The 20,152-nt window shown below is 67.4% G+C and carries 16 protein-coding genes and 1 pseudogene; 12 read left to right on the top strand and 5 right to left on the bottom strand.

Annotated features, from left to right (window positions below; genetic code table 11):
• The 4 genes and pseudogenes from Q1X76_RS07530 to Q1X76_RS07515 all read left to right on the top strand — a co-directional run.
• Nucleotides 1-514 (top strand): annotated as a pseudogene (locus Q1X76_RS07530) (DNA polymerase III, subunit gamma and tau); the annotation flags it as partial.
• Nucleotides 507-818, top strand: coding sequence for a YbaB/EbfC family nucleoid-associated protein (locus tag Q1X76_RS07525; RefSeq protein WP_300719029.1), 312 nt, complete (start codon nt 507-509; stop codon nt 816-818). The pseudogene Q1X76_RS07530 and the gene Q1X76_RS07525, both read left to right, overlap by 8 nt.
• A 3-nt stretch (nt 819-821) precedes the next feature.
• Entirely contained in the window at nt 822-1,430 is a 609-nt protein-coding gene (recR, locus tag Q1X76_RS07520; RefSeq protein WP_300719028.1) for a recombination mediator RecR, read from the top strand.
• A 456-nt stretch (nt 1,431-1,886) separates the two neighbouring features.
• On the top strand, nt 1,887-2,702 hold the full coding sequence (locus Q1X76_RS07515) for a ZIP family metal transporter (RefSeq protein ID WP_300719027.1): 816 nt from the start codon (nt 1,887-1,889) through the stop codon (nt 2,700-2,702).
• Nucleotides 2,703-3,175: 473 nt separating this feature from the next.
• Here Q1X76_RS07515 and Q1X76_RS07510 read toward each other — a convergent pair whose 3' ends face one another.
• Nucleotides 3,176-4,012, bottom strand: a complete 837-nt coding sequence (locus Q1X76_RS07510; protein ID WP_300719026.1) for a C-GCAxxG-C-C family (seleno)protein — start codon at nt 4,010-4,012, stop codon at nt 3,176-3,178.
• A 655-nt stretch (nt 4,013-4,667) separates the two neighbouring features.
• Here Q1X76_RS07510 and dnaK point away from each other — a divergent pair.
• The 5 genes from dnaK (at nt 4,668) to gatA (ending at nt 11,087) form a co-directional block, all read left to right on the top strand.
• Nucleotides 4,668-6,584, top strand: coding sequence for a molecular chaperone DnaK (gene dnaK / locus Q1X76_RS07505; protein WP_300719024.1), 1,917 nt, complete (start codon nt 4,668-4,670; stop codon nt 6,582-6,584).
• Between the two features lie 391 nt (nt 6,585-6,975).
• A complete protein-coding gene (locus Q1X76_RS07500; protein ID WP_300719023.1) occupies nt 6,976-7,332 on the top strand; it encodes a hypothetical protein in 357 nt (118 codons plus the stop codon).
• A 560-nt stretch (nt 7,333-7,892) separates the two neighbouring features.
• Complete coding sequence (locus Q1X76_RS07495) at nt 7,893-9,293, top strand: hypothetical protein (protein WP_300719021.1); 1,401 nt, start codon at nt 7,893-7,895, stop codon at nt 9,291-9,293.
• 24 nt (nt 9,294-9,317) lie between these two features.
• Nucleotides 9,318-9,614 carry an Asp-tRNA(Asn)/Glu-tRNA(Gln) amidotransferase subunit GatC gene (gene gatC, locus Q1X76_RS07490; protein WP_300719019.1) on the top strand — a complete coding sequence of 99 codons (297 nt, stop codon included), beginning with the start codon at nt 9,318-9,320 and terminating at the stop codon, nt 9,612-9,614.
• 12 nt (nt 9,615-9,626) lie between these two features.
• Complete coding sequence (gene gatA / locus Q1X76_RS07485; protein WP_300719018.1) at nt 9,627-11,087, top strand: Asp-tRNA(Asn)/Glu-tRNA(Gln) amidotransferase subunit GatA; 1,461 nt, start codon at nt 9,627-9,629, stop codon at nt 11,085-11,087.
• Between the two features lie 583 nt (nt 11,088-11,670).
• Here the strand turns inward: gatA and Q1X76_RS07480 are convergent.
• The 4 genes from Q1X76_RS07480 to Q1X76_RS07465 form a co-directional block, all read right to left on the bottom strand.
• On the bottom strand, nt 11,671-12,549 hold the full coding sequence (locus tag Q1X76_RS07480) for a tRNA (adenine-N1)-methyltransferase (RefSeq protein WP_300719017.1): 879 nt from the start codon (nt 12,547-12,549) through the stop codon (nt 11,671-11,673).
• Between the two features lie 242 nt (nt 12,550-12,791).
• A complete protein-coding gene (locus Q1X76_RS07475; RefSeq protein ID WP_300719015.1) occupies nt 12,792-15,254 on the bottom strand; it encodes a PBP1A family penicillin-binding protein in 2,463 nt (820 codons plus the stop codon).
• 141 nt (nt 15,255-15,395) lie between these two features.
• Nucleotides 15,396-15,713: a TusE/DsrC/DsvC family sulfur relay protein gene (locus Q1X76_RS07470; protein ID WP_300719014.1), complete on the bottom strand. Its 318-nt coding sequence runs from the start codon at nt 15,711-15,713 to the stop codon at nt 15,396-15,398.
• Nucleotides 15,714-15,928: 215 nt separating this feature from the next.
• On the bottom strand, nt 15,929-16,594 hold the full coding sequence (locus Q1X76_RS07465) for a CBS and ACT domain-containing protein (RefSeq protein ID WP_300719012.1): 666 nt from the start codon (nt 16,592-16,594) through the stop codon (nt 15,929-15,931).
• Between the two features lie 116 nt (nt 16,595-16,710).
• On the opposite strand from Q1X76_RS07465, the gene Q1X76_RS07460 reads away from it, so the two are divergent.
• From Q1X76_RS07460 to Q1X76_RS07450, 3 genes are all read left to right on the top strand, one after another.
• Nucleotides 16,711-17,907 (top strand): LarC family nickel insertion protein, encoded by a 1,197-nt coding sequence (locus Q1X76_RS07460; protein ID WP_366140993.1) that lies wholly within the window; start codon nt 16,711-16,713, stop codon nt 17,905-17,907.
• A gap of 123 nt (nt 17,908-18,030) precedes the next feature.
• Nucleotides 18,031-18,510, top strand: coding sequence for a hypothetical protein (locus Q1X76_RS07455; RefSeq protein WP_300719009.1), 480 nt, complete (start codon nt 18,031-18,033; stop codon nt 18,508-18,510).
• Between the two features lie 202 nt (nt 18,511-18,712).
• A complete protein-coding gene (locus Q1X76_RS07450) occupies nt 18,713-19,942 on the top strand; it encodes a dicarboxylate/amino acid:cation symporter (RefSeq protein WP_300719007.1) in 1,230 nt (409 codons plus the stop codon).
• Nucleotides 19,943-20,152: the final 210 nt, after the last annotated feature.

Genomic DNA, 20,152 nt, shown 5'->3' with positions numbered 1-20,152 from the left:
CCCGGACATGCCGTCCCGCGCGCAGTCCCGGGAGCCTGACGGGGACGGGAAGGCCGCCGCGCCGGCGGCAGGACCGGCCGCGCCCGCAGCGCCCGAAAGCTCGGCGTCCGCGTCCGTACAGGCCCCGGAAGGGCCCGCGTCCGGCTTCCGGCCCGACTGGCAGGCCTTTTGCGATTTTTGCGCCCGCAGGCTGGAAAAGGGCGAAGCCGCGCCGCAGCTCCACCTGCTGCGCCAGCTGCGCGCCCGCTGGGAAAGCGATCGCCTGCGCCTGACCCCGCAGGCCGAGACCCTGCTGCATCAGGCCGAGAAACAGCGCCCCCAGCTGGAACAGGCCCTGGAGGCCTGGGGCGCGGGACAGCTGCGCGTGGTCTTCGATACACCGCGCCAGGCCCGCACCGAAGCCGAACTCATCGAGGAATACCGGAACAGGCCCGAACTGCAGGCCTGCCTCCGCCTGCTCGATGCCAATATCGAACATTGCACCGAAGCCAACCAAGGAGATCCCCATGCGTAACATGAACGACATCCTGCGCCAGGCGCAGGTCATGCAGAACAAACTGGCCAAACTGCAGAACGAACTGCACGAACGCAGCTACGAAGCCAGCAGCGGCGGCGGCATGGTCAAGGCCGTGGTCTCCGGCAAGCAGGAACTGCGCCAGCTGACCATCGATCCCAAGGCCCTGGAAGGCGGCGACGTGGAAATGCTGCAGGACCTGATCATGGCCGCCGTCAACGAAGCCGGCCGCATCGCCCGCGAGACCCTGGACCGCGAGATGAGCGCCATCTCCGGCGGCATCCGCCTGCCCGGCGTGTTCTAGACCATGCACAGCCAGATCCCGGAACCGCTGCGCGCCCTGGTGGAACAGCTGGCGCGCCTGCCCGGTCTTGGCCCCAAATCGGCCATGCGCGTGGCCATGACCCTGCTCAAATGGCCCGAGGCGGAGACCCGGCGTCTGGGCAGGGGCATCCACGACCTGCGGGATGATCTGCACCTGTGTTCGCGCTGCGGCGGCCTTTCGGCCACGGACCCCTGCGCCATCTGCAAGGATGACACCCGCTCGCGGGACACCCTCTGCCTGGTGGCCGAATGGGACAGCATGCTGACCCTGGACGAGGGCGGCTTCTACCACGGCCAGTACATGATCCTGGGCGGCCTGCTGGCGCCGCTGGCCCATGCGGACAGCGAGAGCCTTGATCTGGACCGGCTGATCGCCCGGCTGGAAGAAGGCGAGGTCCGGGAACTCATCCTGGCCCTGGGCGCCACCATCGACGCGGAGAACACGGCCTCGTTCATCAGGAACCTGGTGCGCAAGCGCTTCCCGCAGATCAGGGTCTCGCGCCTGGCCCAGGGCATCCCGCTGGGGGCCGAAGTCAAATACATGGACCGGGAGACCCTGCGCCAGTCCCTGCAATACCGGCAGGACATCTAGCGCCGCCCGACAGTCGCCAGACGGGAAAGGGAGCCTTTGCCAAAGGCGCCCTTTCTTTTTTCCCACCGGACGGGCAGGGCGCGCCGCCCGTTCCCGGTCACAGCCGCGCAGGCCTTGCGCCGTCGCGGCCACAGCGCGCCGCGCCTTCCTTGCGGACCAGCCCGCAAGGAGGCACTTTCCACGCCGGCATGTCCGCATGCCCGGCGGCTGTCGTTCCGGGGGGCGCGACAGCCGCGGGGATGCCGGGCCTGCCGCGCCTTCCATGGATCTTTTCGCCAAGCCCCCTGACGGTCACAGCACCCAGGCGCAGCCCGGCCGCCATCCGGTCGCGCCTTGCTGTCGATGCCCGTAAGGCCTCCGGCCAACGGGCACGGCCCTGCGGGCCGCCATCCGGTCGCGCGCTGCTGCAACAGCGCGGGACAGGCCCGGGCCCATCCCGGTACAGAAGGAGAAATCATGGAAGCACTGTTCGGACATCCCATCCTGCAATCCCTGCTGGCGGGCCTGCTCTCCTGGCTCTCGGTCAGCCTGGGGGCCAGCGCCATCTATCTGCGCCGCGAATTTTCCCGCCTGGCCATGGACTGCATGCTGGGCGCCGCCGGCGGCATGATGCTGGGCGCGGCCTTTCTGGGCCTGCTGCAGCCCGCGGCGGAGATGGCCTCGCACATGGGCCGCTGGCACTTCATCCCCATCGTCTGCGGCCTCATGGCCGGCGCGGCCTTCCTCATGGGCCTCGACCACCTGCTGCCCCACCTGCACATCCGCCAGAAGCAGCAGGAAGGCCTTTCCACCAGCTGGCGGCGCAGCGTCCTGCTGGTCACGGCCATGGCCCTGCACCACATCCCCGAAGGCCTGACCATGGGCGTGGGCTACGGGGCCGTGGCCGCGGGCAGCACCCTGCCCTCGGGCGTGGCCCTGGAGATGAGCTCCGCCTTCATGGTCACGGGCACGACCCTGCTCCAGAACCTGCCCGAAGGCCTGGTGGTGGCCACGGCCCTGCGCGCCGAAGGCTTCTCGGCCCGCAAATCCTGGCTGTGCGGCGTCCTTTCCGGCTGTACGGCGCCCATCGGGGCCATCCTCGGCGCCGTGGCCTCCCAGCTGGCGGGCAGCCTGCTGCCCTTCGCCCTGTCCGCCGCCGCGGGCGCCATGGTCTATGTGGTCATCGAAGAAGTCATCCCCGAAGCCAATGCCTCCGGCAACGGCAACGCCGCCACCGTGGCCTGCATCGGCGGGCTGTGCCTGGTCATGAGCTTTTCCAGCCTGGTGGGCTAGGCTCGGGACCCGTCATGTTTTATTTTGAGGGGGAAGGCAGCCCCTTGCGTTGCTGTCGATGCCCGTAGCTTCCCGCGTCGCAACGGGCACGGCCTGCGGCCGCCCTTCGGGTCGCGCGTTGCTGTCGATGCCCGCAGCTTCCCGCGTCGCAACGGGCACGGCCTGCGGCCGCCCTTCGGATCGCGCGTTGCTGTCGATACCCGCGCGGGAGGTTTCCCCTTCCCCCGGGCCCATTCTTTCCCCGACGCGCTTTTTCAGATGCACGCGGGAGCCGGCGGCAGGCAGTCCTCACCGGGCATCTGTGGCCGATCTCCCCTGTTTATCTGAATGGATCGTAAAATTTGCATCGACGCACTCCAGGGCGGATCGTCCCCGGCAGGGAAAAACGACGAAAAGGGCGCGGCTCCCCGGAGCCGCGCCCTTCCTTTTTTCATCGTCCTGCAGGCGGGAGCCTGACGGCAGGGCCCCAGGCCCTAGGGATGGTTCTCAAACTTGTTCTGCAGCGGGGCAGCGCCGTTGTGGCAGGGGGTGCAGTCCATGACGCCCTTGGCCCAGTTGGCTTCGTTGCCCTTGGTCTGGTGGCATTCGCCACAGCCGCTCACGGCGGGCTGCACGGCGAAGGTGCCCTTGTAGTCCTTGCCCTGTTCGATCTTGGCGTTGAAAATCTCCACGGCCTTGAAGGACACGTCGGCGGTCAGACGGCCGCAGCGTTCGCTGCGGGCCTTGCTGGTGGCCTCGATCTTGTGGGCGGCACACCATTTGGACACGGAGATGTGGCAGAGCACGGAACCGGAAGCGTTCTGGGGCAGGTCGCCCTTGACGCCCTGGGCCAGGTCGCCGGGATTGTACATGGGCAGCTTGGTGGTCTCGTACCAGCGGTAGAGTTCATTGACCATGGGCGTGCGTTCCTTGCGGCCCCAGAACAGGGCGAAGGCGGCCGCAGCACCGTACAGGGCGCCGCAGATGGTGCCCCAGTCGGAGATGCCGCCCTTGTTGGCTTCCAGCATGCTGAAGGGGAACTGGTTGTACGGCGCGCCGTACTTTTCGCCCAGCACGCCGATGATGCTGTAGAAGGAACCATAACCACAGGCGTACCCCTTGTACCAGTAACCTTCATAGGCCACCTTGGCGCATTCCTTGGGATCCAGCTTGTGCGGTTTCCAGCCGAATTCGCCGTTGACCTGCTCGAAGCGCTTGGTCGGGGCCGCCGCGCGGGCGATGGTGCTGCCGGTGCCCACCAGGGCCGCCACAGCGCCGCCTACGGCCAGTCCGCCGAGCCCGCACAAGCAATTACGTCTGCTGTTGTCCATATGGTCCTCCTTGTTCGGCGCATGCGCCGGTGTTACTAGTCGTTACTTTTTTCACTACGGTTTTCCAGCCCGGAAGGCAAGTGGATTTCGCCCGCTGACACATTTTGTCACTGCCCGCCGGACAGCCCACGGACAGCGCACCGGGCGGCGCCGCACCGGCCCGCGTGCCCGTCCGCCACGGCCACGCCATCAGCGGGCAGCAGTCCGGCATCCGCCCTCCCTCGTCCCGCCGGCAGCACATCACCGGCCCCGCCATCAACAGCCCCGTCCGTCTCCGGCCCGCCGCTCTCCCGGCACCGGCCCCGGCTTCCCCGCCTCCGGCCTGCCAGCAGCACACCACCGACAGGGCACGGCCCGGCAGCCTTCCTCCGCGCACGGCGGCACCCTGTCCGTGCCGAAGGTGATCTCAGCCAGCGGGACGTCCGCTTCCGCGCACGACGCTGCGGGCCGCGAAGCCGTAAAAAAGCCTGCCAACAGGCCCCGCACCCCCGGGCGGCGGAGCGCGTCGCCGCCCCGTTCCGAAAAAGACGGCAAAAAATTTCTTTTTGCCTCTGGACGAGCAGACAGAAAGACTTACTTAGAGAGCGAACGAAAAAAAGCCGCCCTCCGGGCGCGCACCGAATACAGTTTTTATTTCTCTGAGGAGGATTCCTATATGTCCAAAATCATCGGCATCGACCTTGGGACCACCAACTCCTGTGTCTACGTCATGGAAGGCAAGGACCCCAAGTGCATCACCAATCCCGAGGGCGGCCGCACCACTCCCTCCGTGGTGGCTTTCACCGACAAGGAACGCCTGGTGGGCGAGATCGCCAAACGTCAGGCCGTGACCAACCCCAAACGCACCATCTTCGCCATCAAGCGTCTGATGGGCCGCAAGTACGCCTCCCCGGAAGTGGACCGCTGGAAGGAACATTCCCCCTATGCCATCACCTCCGCCGCCAACAGCGACGCCGGTGTGGAAGTGGACGGCCGCACCTATACCGCGCCCGAGATCTCGGCCATGATCCTGGCCAAGCTGAAGTCCGACGCCGAAGCCTACCTGGGCGAGACCGTGAGCGAAGCCGTCATCACCGTGCCCGCCTACTTCAATGACGCCCAGCGCCAGGCCACCAAGGACGCCGGCCGCATCGCCGGTCTGGAAGTGAAGCGCATCATCAACGAACCCACGGCCGCCTCCCTGGCCTACGGTTTCGACAAGAAAGCCAATGAAAAGATCGCCGTCTTCGACCTGGGCGGCGGCACCTTCGATATCTCCATCCTGGAAGTGGGCGACAACGTGGTGGAAGTGCTGGCCACCAACGGCGACACCTTCCTGGGCGGCGAAGACTTCGACCAGCGCGTCATCAACTACCTGGTGGAAGAATTCAAGAAGGAAAACGGCATCGACCTGTCCAAGGACAGCATGGCCCTGCAGCGCCTGAAGGAAGCCGCGGAAAAGACCAAGAAGGACCTCTCCACCTCCATGGAAGCGGAAGTGAACCTGCCCTTCATCACCGCCGACCAGACCGGTCCCAAGCACCTGGTGATCAAGCTTTCCCGCGCCAAGCTGGAAGCCCTGGTCAGCGACCTGGTGGACCGCACCATCGCTCCCTGCCAGAAGGCCCTGGGCGACGCCGGCCTCTCCCCCAGCCAGATCGACGAAGTCATCCTGGTGGGCGGCATGACCCGCATGCCCCTGGTGCAGAAGAAGGTGGGCGAGTTCTTCGGCAAGGAACCCAACCGCTCCGTGAACCCCGACGAAGTGGTGGCCATGGGCGCCGCCATCCAGGGCGGCATCCTGGCCGGCGACGTCAAGGACGTGCTGCTGCTGGACGTGACGCCCCTGTCCCTGGGCATCGAGACCATGGGCGGCGTGTTCACCAAGCTCATCGACCGCAACACCACCATCCCCACCCGCAAGAGCAACGTCTTCACCACGGCCGCCGACAACCAGCCCTCCGTGTCCATCCATGTGCTCCAGGGCGAACGTCCCATGGCGGCCGACAACATGACCCTGGCCCGCTTCGACCTGACCGGCATCCCGCCGGCACCCCGCGGCGTGCCGCAGATCGAAGTGACCTTCGACATCGACGCCAACGGCATCGTCAACGTCTCCGCCAAGGACATGGGCACCGGCAAGGAACAGTCCATCAAGATCCAGTCCTCGTCCGGCCTGTCCGAAGAAGACATCCAGCGTCTGGTGCGCGAGGCCGAGGCCCACGCCAGCGAAGACAAGAAGAAGCAGGAAGTCATCGAAGCCCGCAACCACGCCGACAGCCTGATCTACGGCACCGAAAAGTCCCTGAACGATCTGGGCGACAAGGTGGACACCGCCGTCAAGAGCGACGTGGAAGGCAAGATCGCGGCCCTGCGCAAGGCCATGGAAGGCGATGACGCCGCCGCCATCAAGGCTGCCACCGAAGAACTGGCCAAGGCCTCGCACAAGCTGGCCGAACAGCTCTACCAGCAGCAGGCCCCCAATGCCGGGGCCCAGCAGCCCGGCGCCGGCGCCAACCCCGGCGCGGGCGCGGCCCAGGGCAACAACAACGACGACGTGGTGGACGCCGACTTCACCGAAGTGAAGAAATAAGACATCGCCCGCCAACAGCGCATCCCGGGGACGGCCGTAAGGCCGTCCCCTTTTTTTGTGCCCGTCGCCTCACGCGACAAGGCACGGGGCACGGGAGACCAGCGCGGAGGCACGGGCATGGTCAGCTGTCACGGGGGACCCGGAACGGGAGAGCGTCGTGGCGGATGCGGAAGACGGCCGCGCCGGTCCCGGATACGGCGGGGCGTCGAAGGCCGGGGCATGCAGTGCCGCAAGGGAAGCCGGAACGGGAGAGCGTCGCGCTGACAGGACGGCGGCCGCGGCAGGCGGCGGGACGAACGCGGCAGGCGGCCGCGCGGGCATTTCGCGCCCTGCCCCTCCTCTTTCCATCCTCCGTCAAGCCTGCTATGCTGGACCAAACCAAGGAGTCGCCATGTCCACGCGGTTTTCCTGCAAAAGGATCCTCCACTGTCTGGCCCTGATGTCGCTGGCCGGGCTGTTCGCCCTGGGAACGGCCTGCGTGCCCGCCAACAACGATCCCTGGTATGACGGCCCGCCCCCGCCGCGTCATGACAACCGTCCGCCTCCGCCGCCGCGGCACCAGGCGCCCCCGCCGTCCCACAAGCCCGCTCCCGCGCCCAGTGCCAGACCCGCGCCCCACAAGCCGGCCCCCCAGGCGGTCAAACCCGCACCGCGGCCCCACAAGCCCGCGTCCCACGGCTCCCGTCCCGCGCCCCGGGACAACAACAAGCCCGGCCCCGATCACCGGGGCGGCGGCCCGCGCAACTAGTCTTTTTCGCAGCAGCGTCGCGGACGGTCTCCCCGTCCGCGGCGTTTTTATGCCCCTGCGACCGGTCCCTGCGGGGCCGCATCCCTTGCCGCGCTGACCGTTTTTGGCCCCGCCGGGCGCGGGGCACTGCCCCGGACGGCCTGTGCCGCGCCGTCCTCCCCGCACGGCAAAAGCCGCGCCTGGGGAAAAATCGCTTTACAAAGCCCATTTCCTCGTGCATAATAGCTCAGTTTAATTGCACAATTCTCGTGCGCTCCATCGCGGGCGCACGGTCTGCCATCTTTGTGCCTTACAGGCACAGACGCGACGCGCTCTGCTCCAATCCAATCCTTGGGCGCGTCGCGTTTTTTCATGCCCTGCCCCGCGCTCCCGCCTTTTCCGCCCTCTTGCGCCACGATGCGTAGCGGGCTATGATTCCAGACTTGCCCGGGGGTGCCGCCGCATGCCCGGACCGGCTGCCTGAAGGCCGCCTGCCTGAGGTTCGTCCGAGGCCGTTCCCCGCGCGGCCCCGGGCCGTCCACGCATCTGCCCTGATGCCATCCTTTCAGCCCTGTACTGCCATGAAAAACAGCCCATCCCGCGTTTTTCTCCCGCTCCTGCTGCTCCTGGCACTGGCCCTCGGCGCCTGCCAGTTCCCCACCACCGCCAGCAAGGCCCCCGCGCCCAAACCGGCCGCCCCCAGCGGGCCCCAGATCGCCCTGGCCCTGCCCAGCAGCGGGCCTTATGCCGGCGTGGCCGCCAAGATCCGCAACGGCGCCCAGATCGCCCTGCGCGAGCTGCAGGCCGGCGGTCTGCTGGCCCAGCTGCATCTGGTGGATACCAGCAAGGCCGACTGGAACGCCCAGCTCGCGGCCCTGCCGCCCACCTGCATCATGGTGGGCGGTCCGCTCCAGGCGCCTGTCTTCAAGCAGTTGCAGACTTCCGGCATGCTGGAAAAGCGCGTCTTCTTCGCCTTCATGCCCAGCCTGCTGCCCGGTGACGAAGGCGTGCGGGCCTGGCGCTTCTTCCCCAGCCCCCAGGACCAGATCGACCGTCTGGTGAGCTTCGTCACCGATGACCTGGGCCTGCGCACCTTCGGGGCCTTCTATCCCACGGACAATTACGGCCCGCGCATGACCGCCCTGCTGGACCAGAAGCTGGCGGGCATGGGCATCAGCCTGCATTCGGCCAGCTACACGCCCGGCGCTTCCAGCACCTGGAGCGGACAGGCCGCCACGCTCATCGATCCCACCACCCGGGAGAACATCACGGCGCCCATCCCCCAGACGCCCTTCGAGGCGCTCTTCCTGCCCGATTCGTGGAAGAACATGAACCTGCTGACCACCAGTCTGATGTACAACGGCGAAGACCGCCTGGTGCTGCTGGGCACCACCCTGTGGGAACAGGGCCTGGACGGCAAGACCGTGGCCGAGCCCGAGCGCTATGCCCTGGCCGTCTTCCCCGGCGCCTGGAACGCGGCCCAGGCCCCCGCGGCCCTGCGGGTGCCCGGCACCGACTTCTGGACGGCCCTGGGCTATGACTTCGTGCGTTTCGCCGTGCGCATGGCCTTCGACAGCCGCCCCCCGGCCGCCACGGTCAACGCCCAGGCCGCCGGCATGCAGCTCCAGTGGTCCATGGCGCCCCTGTCCTGGGACGGCAAGGGCGTCGCCCATCAGAAACTGCACCTGTTCCAGCCCGCCGCCAACGGCATGGAACCGCTGGACCTGGCCCGCTTCCGCAGCATGCGCGAAGCCATCCTGCAGCGCGCCAGCCTGCGCATGCAGGGCCTGCCCACCGTGGACGAACAGGGCAACTCCCTGATCCCGGGCCTGCCCGGCATGTCGGCCGGCCCCGCCGTGCTCAACACCCCGGCCACCACATCGCCGGCACCCGGCGTGGCGCCCCTGTCCACCACGCCGCAGCCGTCCTACAAACTGCGTCTTTCGCCGGCCGCCGCCGGTACAACCCGTACCGCCCCGTAGCGGTACATTGCCAAGGTAGAAGCCATGTCCGAAAACAAGAACATCAGTCAGGACGTCGTGGCCCACATGGCCCAGCTGTCCCGCCTTGCCGTCAGCGACGAGGAAAAGGCCCTCTTTGCCCGCCAGTTCGGCGACATCCTCGCCTATATGGACGTGCTGGCCCAGGTGGACACCAGCGCCGTGGAACCCCTTTACAGCCCCGTGACCCATGCCACGCCCATGCGCGACGACCGGCCCGAACACAAGCGCCGCCGCGAGGACGTGCTGGGCAACGCTCCCGAACATGATGAAGATTATTTCATCGTGCCGCGCATCGTCTAAAGGAGACGCATCATGAACGAGATCTGCTCGCTGCACCTGACCGCGCTGGCCGATGCCCTGCAAAAAAAAGAGATCGGCGCCGAAGAAGCCGCCCGCGCCTGCCTTGAGCGCATCGACGCCACCGAAGAGCGCGTGGGGGCCCTGCTCCATGTGGATGCCGACGCCGCCCTGGCCCGCGCCCGCCAGCTGGACGCCCAGGGCCCCGACGCCTCCCGGCCCCTCTGGGGCGTGCCCGTCACCGTCAAGGACGCCCTTTCCACCGTGGGCATGCCCACCACCGCCGGTTCGCGCATCCTTGAAGGCTACATGCCCGTTTACGACGCCTTTGCCGTGCAGCGCCTGCGCGAAGCCGGGGCCGTGATCCTGGGCAAGAACAACCTCGACGAATTCGCCATGGGCTCCACCACGGAGAATTCCGCCTACAAGACCACGCACAATCCCTGGGACCTCCAGCGCGTGCCCGGCGGGTCCAGCGGCGGGTCCGCGGCTTCCGTGGCCGCCTGCCAGTGCTTCGCCTCCCTGGGTTCCGATACCGGCGGTTCCATCCGCCAGCCGGCCAGCCTGTGCGGCTGCACCGGCATCAAGCCCACCTACGGCCGCGTGTCCCGGTACGGCCTCATCGCCTACGGCTCCTCCCTGGACCAGATCGGCCCCCTGGGCCGCAGCGTGGCCGACTGCGCCCGCGTGCTGGGCGTCATCGCCGGCCATGACCAGCGCGACGCCACCTGCGATCCCCGCCCGGTGGACGACTACGACGCCGCCGCTGCGGCGCCGGACCTCAAGGGCGCCCGCCTGGGCCTGCCCAGGGAATTCTACGCCGAGGGCCTCGCCCCCGAAGTGCGCGCCGTCTGCCAGCAGGCCATCGACACCGCCCGCGCCGAAGGGGCCGAGATCGTGGAGGTGAGCCTGCCCCATACCGGTGCGGCCATCGCCACCTACTACATCATCGCCATGGCCGAAGCCAGCTCCAACCTGGCCCGCTTCGACGGCGTGCGCTACGGCCGCCGCGCCGCGGACGTCAAACAGCTGGCCGAACTCTATGTGCGCTCGCGCAGCGAAGGCTTCGGGCAGGAAGTCAAGCGCCGCATCCTGCTGGGCACCTATGTGCTCTCCTCCGGCTACTACGACGCCTACTTCCGCAAGGCCGCCCAGGTGCGCCGCCTGATCCGCGACGAATACCTGGCCGCCCTGGAACAGTGCGACGCCCTGCTGGCCCCGGTCTCGCCCGTGACGGCCTGGGAACTGGGCTGCCACAGCGCCGACCCGCTGCAGATGTACCTCATGGACGCCTACACCCTGTCCCTGAACCTGGCCGGCCTGCCCGGCCTGTCCCTGCCTGTGGGCATGGCTGCCGAAAGCGGGATGCCCGTGGGCATGCAGCTCATCGGCAAGGCCTTTGACGAGACGACCCTCTTCCGTCTGGGCGCGGGCCTGGAAGCCGCCCTGCCCGCCATCGGCCTGGCGCAGCTGTAACCGCGCGCGGAGCGGCGTCACGGCGGCGGTCCGCGGCAAAGCCGGGCCTGTTCCGGCGGCCCCGGCCTGCCCGCCCTGCCCGTCCCGCATAGTGGGCGCGCATACCCGCCCGGCTCCCGTCCTGTGTGACGCCCCTGCGGCGACAGCGAAAAGCCCCGCCGTCCCATGACACGAAGAAGCCCGGTCAGTTTCTGACCGGGCTTCTTTCATGTCTGTGGCGGCCCCTGCCGCGCCCTCGCGACGGATCTGAAAATAATCTCATTTCACCATGCCATGTCGAATATCCCACAGGGACACAGCCCTGATGACGGGTCCTGCCCCTGCCGCCCAGCGCCGCAAGCCACCGCCCCGGCGACGAGCGCCCCTGCCGGGCAGGGCGCTGTACGGCGGCCGCGAGGCGGCGACGGGGACCGGCGAGGGCGACCTGAAAAAAGTTTTTTCGGGGAGGAGGAGAGCGCGAGAGGAGGAGCGGTTTTTACAAAAAACGCCCCTCCTCCTCTCGCTCAAAAGAACACGCGGCCGGCGCAGGCGCAATGCCCGTGCCCATCCGAAAAGCGCGCCGGAAAGATGGTGTCGCCACGCCCTAGTCGGCGTCGTCGTAGGGGCTGACGCCGCTCTCGGCCAGACGGGCCTGGCGGGCGGCCTCCTGCTTGCGCTGGCGGGTGCCCAGGGGGCGGCTGTATTCGAAGTCCGCGCTGCGTTCCTGATGGCGGCAGAAAATGAGGAAGCCGGTATGGGCGTTCATGCGGTCCTCGGGGCGCAGGCGGTCGGCCACGGGCTTCCAGTTGCGCATGAGGATCTCGCAGACCTCGATATCGGCGAAGGGGCCTTTTTCCAGGCCCATGAGCAGCTTGCTGACCTGATCCACCGTGGGCACCAGGAAGCCGAACATGGCCCCGGGTTTGACGGCCCTGACGGCGTGGTCGAGGTATTCCCAGGGGGTGCGCACGTCGAGGAAGAGGGCGTCGGCCCCCTCGATGCAGAAGCCGTCGGCGATGTCGCGGTGGACGATCTCCACGTTTTCGCCCACGCCGGCCCATTCAAGGTTGCGGCGGGCCAGCTTCATGAATTCCTCGCGGGCCTCGTGGCTGACCACGCGGCCGGTGGGGCCGCAGAACCAGGAAAGACCGGTGGTCAGGCCGCCGGAGCCGCAACCGGCCTCGATGATGGTACGGCCGGGACCGGCCCCCAGACGCAGGCAGATGTAGGCGATATCCTTGGGATAGATGATCTGGGTCTGGCGCTTGAGGCCCTTGAGCCGGTCGTGCAGGGTGGCTTCCAGCACGCGGATGGGGACATCCAGGCTGGTGCGCACTTCGCTGCCGAAATCGGCGGCGTGCACGGCCGCGGCGCTGAGCACGCCGTCGTTGCTGTGCCAGTCCTGGCCTTCCTCAAGGCGCTTGATGTAGCGCCGGTCCTTGTTGGGGGTGACATAGACCACCAGAGAGCCGTAGGGGATCATGAGATTCCTTGTTTGGTTGGGAGGTTGCGCGGCGCGGTCGCAAGGCCGTGCCCGTTACGGCGAGCTCTGTCCGCAGCGACGCGGGGAGACGGGGACCGGGACAGGCGGCGCGCTGCCGTCGTGGCCGCTGCCGTCGTGGCCGTCCCCGGGCACTGCGGGCACCGCCTGCCGCACGGCCGCGGACAACGGCCGCCGGCAGGTGGGAGCCCTGCCCCCGGAAGCATCCCCGGGATGCTTCGGAGCTAGAACATCTGGCGCATGAGGTCCTCGCCGCCGCCGGAGGTATCGGGTGCCGTAGGGGTGCTGCTGCCCGTGGCCGGGTCCTCGCTGGCGTTGTCGATGGCGGAGAGGCCGGGACCGGGCACGCCCTGATAGGCCAGGCCATCCTGCATGGTGATGCCGGGCGGCATGGTGAAGTCCTGGGGCTGGTCGCTGTACAGGTCCTCGATCTGGCTGCGGTAGTAGCGGAAGATGGGGGCCGCGGTACGGCCGCCCTGTTCCTGCTTGCCCAGGGACTGGAGCTGGTCGAAGCCCACATAGACGCCCGTGACCAGATAGGGCGAGAAGCCCACGAACCAGGCGTCGTTCTCGTCGTTGCTGGTGCCGGTCTTGCCCGCGATGACATGGCCGTCCACACGGGCGCGGCTGCCGGTGCCGGAGTTGACCACGTTCTTGAGCAGGGTGGCCATCTGGTAGGCGTTCTGCGGCGTGAGGGCCTGCCAGTGCTGGATGTCCTGGCGGTAGAGCTCGCGGCCGTTGTTGTCGGTGATGGACGTGATGATGCGCGGGCGCACGCCCAAGCCCTGATTGGCGAAGGCGGCGTAGGCCTGCGTCAGGTTGAGGGGCGAGACGGCCACCGCGCCGAGGCTGATGGACAGCTCCTGCGGGAAGTGCGGCTCGAGGCCCAGCATCTTGGCGCGCTGGATGACGTTGCTGATGCCCACCTTGTGGGCCAGGCGCACGGTGCAGGTATTGCGCGAAAGGGTCAGGGCCTCGTAGAGGGGCATGATGCCGCGGAAGTTCTTTTCGTAGTTGCCGGGCCGCCAGACTTCGTTGGTGTAGGGGTTCACATAGACGAAGGGGCCGTCCAGCACCGAGGACGTGGGCGTGAAGCCGAAGTCCAGGGCCGTGGAATAGACCACGGGCTTGAAGCTGGAACCGGGCTGGCGCCGGGCCTGGGTAGCGCGGTTGAAGTGGCTGTCGCCGAACTGGTAGCCGCCGATGAGGGCCACCACGTCGCCGCTCTGGGTCTCCACGGAGGCCAGGGCCCCCTGCACCAGGGGTTCCTGCTGCAGGAGCAGGACGATGGGCTTCTGGGGGCTGGCCGCGGCGGGATCGAAGTCCACGGTCCTGCTGGCGGTCTTGCCCTTCCTGTCGCTTTTTTCCTGCACGGTCACGGGCGCGGCCGAGACCATGATCAGGTCGTTGACCTCCAGCACCTTGCGGGCGTCACGGACGGCGGCGGCCCCCCAGCCGGAGACCTTGCGGTTGGGCGTGCGCGCCCAGGACATGTTGGCCACGGGGATGTAGCCGCCATAGCCGTTGCCCAGCAGGACGCGGGCGCCCTTGGCGTCCACGGCCGTGACCACGGCCCGCACCCAGGCCTTGCCCATGAGATCGTTGGGGCTGAAGCTGCTTTTGTCGCGGAAGTCGGCCACTTCCTCAGCGGAAAGCTTCTTGACCGGGCCGCGCCAGCCCTGGCGCTTGTCCAGCTCCTCCAGCCCGCGGCGCAGGGCCGCGCCGGCGGCGTCCTGCTGCACGGGATCCATGGCCGTGCGCACGGTGAGGCCCGCCGTATAGACGTATTCCTCGCCGCTTTTCAGGGTGTCTATGCCCAGAGCGCGCAGGTTGTCCTCGGTGAAGAATTCCACCAGCAGGCGGCGGGCTTCCTCGAAATACCATTTGGCGGCCCCGCCGCGGCCTTCGGGCATGCTCCAGTAGACCAGGGGCTCGGCGATGGCCTGCTGGTACTGTTCCTCGGTGATCCATTTGAGGCTGCGCAGGCGGCCCAGGACGTACATCTGGCGGGCCTTGGCGGCCTCGGGATGGCGGAAGGGGTTGTAGCGGCTGGGGGCCTGGGGCAGACCGGCGATGACGGCGCTCTCGGCCAGGGTGATGTCGGAAGCGTGCTTGCCGAAATAGGTCCGGGCGGCGGCTTCCACGCCATAGGCATGCTGGCCCAGGTAGATGTAGTTGAGATAGGTCTGGAGGATGTCGTCCTTGCTGACGGTATGTTCCAGGCGGTAGGCCAGGATGGCCTCCTTCATCTTGCGGGTATAGCTGCGCTCGGAGGAGAGCAGCAGCTGCTTGATGATCTGCTGGGTGATGGTGCTGCCGCCCTGCTGGCCGCCGCCGGAAGCCTTGTTGCGCAGGTTGTAGATGAAGGCGCGCACGATGGCCACGGGATCGACGCCGTGATGCTGGTAGAAGGAATCGTCTTCCGCGGCCAGGAAGGACATGGGCAGCCAGGGCGACATCTCCTTGAGGGTGATGCTGTAGCGTTTTTCCGTGGCCAGGGTCCCGATGACGGAGCCGTCGCGGGCCAGGATGACCGTGGCCTGGGGGGCCTCATAGCCTGTGAGGCGTTCCAGATCGGGCAGGTCGCGCGAAGCCCAGTAGAACATGCCGGCCACGGCCGCGCTGCCGAGGATGCCCAGCAGGAGCAGCAGGACAACGAACCAGAGGAGGACTTTTTTTGCGTTCATGGCAAGGCGGATACCGTTTTTTTGGCTGCGCGTAAAGGGAAGGCCGCCGCAGCGTAAAGAAAAGGCGTCCGCCTGCGGGAGGGGACGCCTGAAAGGAGAAAGGCGGGGCAGAGAGCCCCGCCTTTCGAGCAAAGCTGTGAACTACACGCAGCCGGTGGGCTTGGGCAGGCCAGCCATTTTGCAGGCGCCTTTGCCGGGGCCGGAGGGGAACAGTTCGTACACTTCTTTCAGCTTGTAGCCGGTGTTCTTGGACAGGATGCGGACCATGGGGGCGATGCCGTTCTTCTTGTAGTAGTCCTGCAGGAAGTCCAGGATCTTCTGATGGTCGGGGGTGATGTCAACAATCCCTTCGGATTCTTTTACGTATTCCATCCATTCCGGGCACCAGTCGTCGAAACGGAGCAGGAAGCCGTCTTCATCAACTTCGAAGGTTTTGCCCTGAAAGCTAATTTCAGCCATGCGTGTCCTCCTTGGACGTTTACTCTATGCGGGCCTTGCGGCCCGAGCCAGACAGCCGAAGTATGGATTCGGCTCATTCCCCATTGATGCGACTGCCCTGCAATCGCAAATGCACACTTCTTTTGCCACAAAAAAATAATCTTGGCAAGTCCCGAAAACCCTTCAAAACCTACGCAGACACGAAGATTTGCTCTCTATATCCGCTGTTGCAGGGACTAGTCCGCCACATCATACGGCGCGGCCAGCAGCAGGGTACCTGTGGCTTCCAGGGCCTTGATGAGGGCGTCTTCGGCGGCCTGGTCCGCCATACTGCGGATGCGGACATAGACCTGGCGCTTGTCGCCGTCCAGATAGTAGGACAGCACCGAGATGATGCGGGCATTGTGCTGGCGCAGGGTATCGAAAATGACGCGCATGCTGCCCGGGGTATCGGGCAGCTCGAAGGCGATCTGCATGCCGGGCACGCGCGCGCCGGTGATGTTGATCAGCAGCTTGAAGATGTCCTGGTCGGTGATGATGCCCACCAGCTTGTTGTCTTCGGAGACAACGGGCAGCCCGCCGAACCTCTTGTCCATCATAAGGATGGCGGCCTGTTCCACGCTGTCCCACGGCTTGATGGTCACAGGCCTGGGGGTCATGATGTCCCTGGCCTTGAGTTCCGCCAGAAGGTACTGCATCTCGTGCACTTCCAGCGCCGTGGCCTTGGAGGGCGACGCCCCCTTGACGTCTCTGTCGGAAATGATACCCACAACCCTGTTCTGGTCATCGACCACGGGCAGGCGGCGGATTTGGTGCTCCTTGAGCAGGTTGCGGCACTTCAGCAGCGAGGTGTCGGGCTTGACGGCAATGACGTTGGTAGCCATCCAGTTTTCTACGAGCATGGATCCTCCTGTTGAACAGAGGCCCTGCGGCATGCCGCGGGCGGGAACGTTCCCTTTTCTGTCCTGTCCTTTCACCATATACCAAGCCGCGCCCACAAACAAGCCTGTACTTGCGGATGCGGCAGCGCTGTTTTTCCTGGCGGAGATCTTCGATGCGACAGCTTTTTCTCGATTGCAGTCACGGCATGAGCGGTGACATGACTCTGGCGGCCCTGGCCCATCTGGGCGTGGATCTTTCTCCCCTGCCGGCCCTGCTGAAGCAGGCCGGCGTGGCCTGCCGGCTGGATGTCCGGCAGGAGGAGCGGGGCGGCGGCCCCGGCTGCCGGGTGGACGTCGGCTGGCGGGAAGAGGGCCAGCCCCTGCGCCACCCGGCGGACATCGCCGCCATCTTCGCCGCCGTGCCCGTGGCAGCGCGGGTGCGCGACAGGGCCCTGGCCGTGCTGGAAGCCCTGACCCTGGCCGAGGCCGAAGCCCACGGCATCGCGCCCGGGGAGGTCCATTTCCACGAGGTGGGGGCCGTGGACACCCTGGTGGACATCCTGGGCGCCTGCTGGGCCCTGGACCGGCTGGACGTGGAGCGGGTCACGGCCTGCGCCCTGCCCTGGTTCAGCGGCAGCATCGTCTGCGCGCACGGCGAGATCCCCCTGCCCGCGCCGGCCACGGCCAACCTCATGCGCGGCCTGCCCGTCCAGCCCACCGGCGCCCGCACGGAGCTGGTCACGCCCACGGGCGCGGCCCTGGCCCGGGTGCTGGTGGACGACTTCGTGTCCGGTCCCCAAGGCCGCCTGCTGGCCCTGGGCACGGGCTACGGCTCGCGGCCCTCCCCCACCGGCCTGCGGGCCTGGCTGGTGGACGCCGGGGAGCCCCGGCAGGCCGATCACGGCCAGGGCGGCGAGGAAGACGTCATGCAGCTGGAATGCCATCTGGACCACCTGACCGGCGAAGAACTGGGCGCGGCCCTCGAACGGCTGGCCGCCGCTCCGGAGGTGCTGGACGTGCTCTGGCTGCCGGGCACGGGCAAGAAGAACCGCCCCGCCGGCCTGCTGCGCGTGCTCTGCCGCCCCGCCGACGGCGAGGAGGTCACGCGGCAGACGCTGCGGCATACCCACAGCCTGGGCCTGCGGCATCAGCTGCTGCGGCGGGTTGTCCTGCCCCGCCAGGCCGCGACCTGCCCCTGCGGCGGGGCCGATCTGGCGGCCAAGGAATACCTGCTGGAAGGGCGCGCCTATGTGCGCCCCGAAGCCGACGCCGTGGCCCGGCGCGCGGCGGCCCTGGACCTGGGAGCGCCGGCCCTGCGCCTGGGCAAAAAATGAAAATCTTTTCCTCCAACCTGTAAAAATATTTAGCCTTGCCCCGGACCGTGCAGAGTGCTATGCGGTAATCGAGGGGAAGACCTGCCCGCTGCGGACAGGCCCCAACACGCAAGGAGTTTTGCCATGAGCGCAAAAAACTTTCGTTTCCTGCTGCCGGCTCTGGCCCTGGTCTGTCTGGCTGCCTTCGCTTTCGCGGACGACAGCCGCGCCGCCCAGTCCGCCCCTGACGGCATGACGAGCGTGGATCTGGCCGGCGCCGACAGCTTCGGCAGCCTGGCCGGCACCCTGGTGGCCCGTAACGACAACGGCCGCCATGAAGGCTGGCACAAGGGCAAGCCCAAACCCAAGCCCAAGGGCCACTACAAGGACGGTCGCGGTCCCAAGCCCGGCCCGCATCCCGGTGTCCACAAGGGTCCCGGCCCCCGTCCCGGCGGCCCCGGCTACCACCGCCCCGGTCCCCGGCCTGAGCCCCGCCCCGGTTACCACCGCCCCGGTCCGCGCCCCGACCCGCGCCCCGGCAGGCATAACGGTCCCCGGCCCCGGCCTGACGGCCCGCGCCCCGGCCCCCGTCCCGGCGGCCCCCGTCCCGACCATCGGCCCTAACCTGTCCCGGTCCCGCTGAAGCGGCTCCCGCCGGCAGAAGGGATGCTCAGCCTGATACAGAGGCCTGCCCGCCCGGGCAGGCCTCTTTTTTGTCCTGAAAAGATGACGGATATGGCACGATACATTGCAAAAGGCCCCGGCCTGCGCTAGGCTGCATGCTGTTGTCTGTGGTTTTGTCTTTCCAACAACCCGGAGGTGCAGGATGGCTGCTAAGGTCGGCGATTTTTCCCTTATTCTCAAACTGCTGGGCGGCATCATCATCGGCGCCCTGATCGGTCTCTACCTCGGCGAGAACGCCGAAGGCTCTCTGAAGCACGTCATGGACGTGGTGGTCTCCCTGCGCCACATCTTCGGGCAGATCATCTTCTTCCTGGTGCCCCTGGTCATCGTGGGCTTCATCACCCCGGCCATCGTGCGCCTGGGACAGAACGCCAGCAAGATCCTGCTGGTGGCCGTGGGCCTGGCCTACGTCTCCTCCCTGGGGGCGGCCCTGTTCTCCATGATCTCCGGCTACTGCATCATCCCCAACCTCTCCATCGCCACCAGCACCGAGACCCTGCGCTCCCTGCCCGAGATGGTCTTCCGTCTGGACATCCCGCCGCTGTTCAGCGTCATGAGCGCCCTGGTGCTGGCCCTGACCATGGGCGTGGCCATCGTCTGGACCAAGTCCGAGACCCTGGGCAAGATCTTTTGCGAGATGGAACGCATTATGACCGCCCTGGTCAACCGCATCATGATCCCCATCCTGCCCTTCTTCGTGGGCCTGTCCTTCCTGGGCCTGGCCTATGAAGGCTCCCTCAGCCGCCACCTGCCCGTGTTCATCATGATGGTGCTCATCGTCATCGTGGGCCACTTCATCTGGCTGGGCGTGCTCTACGGCATCGGCGGCGTACTGTCCGGCCGCAATCCCTCGCAGGTCTTCCGCCATTACGCCCCCGCCTACCTGACCGCCGTGGGCACCATGTCCAGCGCCGCCACCCTGCCCGTGGCCCTGGAATGCGCCCGCAAGTCCCCGGTGCTCAGCCGCACCATGGTGGAATTCATGGTGCCCCTGGGCGCCACCGTGCATCTGTGCGGCTCCGTGCTCACCGAGACCTTCTTCGTCATGACCATCAGCCTGATGCTGTACGGCAGCCTGCCCTCCCTGGGCACCATGCTGCTCTTCTGCGTGCTGCTGGGCATCTTCGCCGTGGGCGCTCCCGGGGTGCCCGGCGGCACCGTGGTGGCCTCGCTGGGCATCGTGACCGGCGTGCTGGGCTTCGATCCCAATGGCGTGGCCCTGCTCATCGCCATCTTCGCCCTGCAGGACAGCTTCGGCACGGCCTGCAACGTGACCGGCGACGGCGCCCTGACCCTGATGCTGGAAGGCCTGTTCAACCGCAACGGCGAACTGGGACCGCTGCAGGACGTGGCCCCGGCGGAAAAGGTCTAGGCTCCCCCCTTTCGTCCCTCATGACGGGAAGGGGCCCGGCGCGGGCGCGAGGCCCTGCCGCCTCCCGGCCCCTTCCTGTCCGTTTTTCTGGCGGCCCGCGCCCGCTGCGGGCCTGCCCCGCCCGCTGCCCGGCTCGCACAAGGTGGCCGTGATCGCGGCGGACGGCCGGTCCCTGCGGGCCGCCCCGCCTGGGCGGCGTCCACGGGCTTG

Origin of the sequence: uncultured Desulfovibrio sp. (assembly GCF_949282365.1) — a bacterium.
Lineage (GTDB): Bacteria > Desulfobacterota > Desulfovibrionia > Desulfovibrionales > Desulfovibrionaceae > Desulfovibrio.
This window is presented reverse-complemented; position numbering and strand designations above follow the sequence as displayed.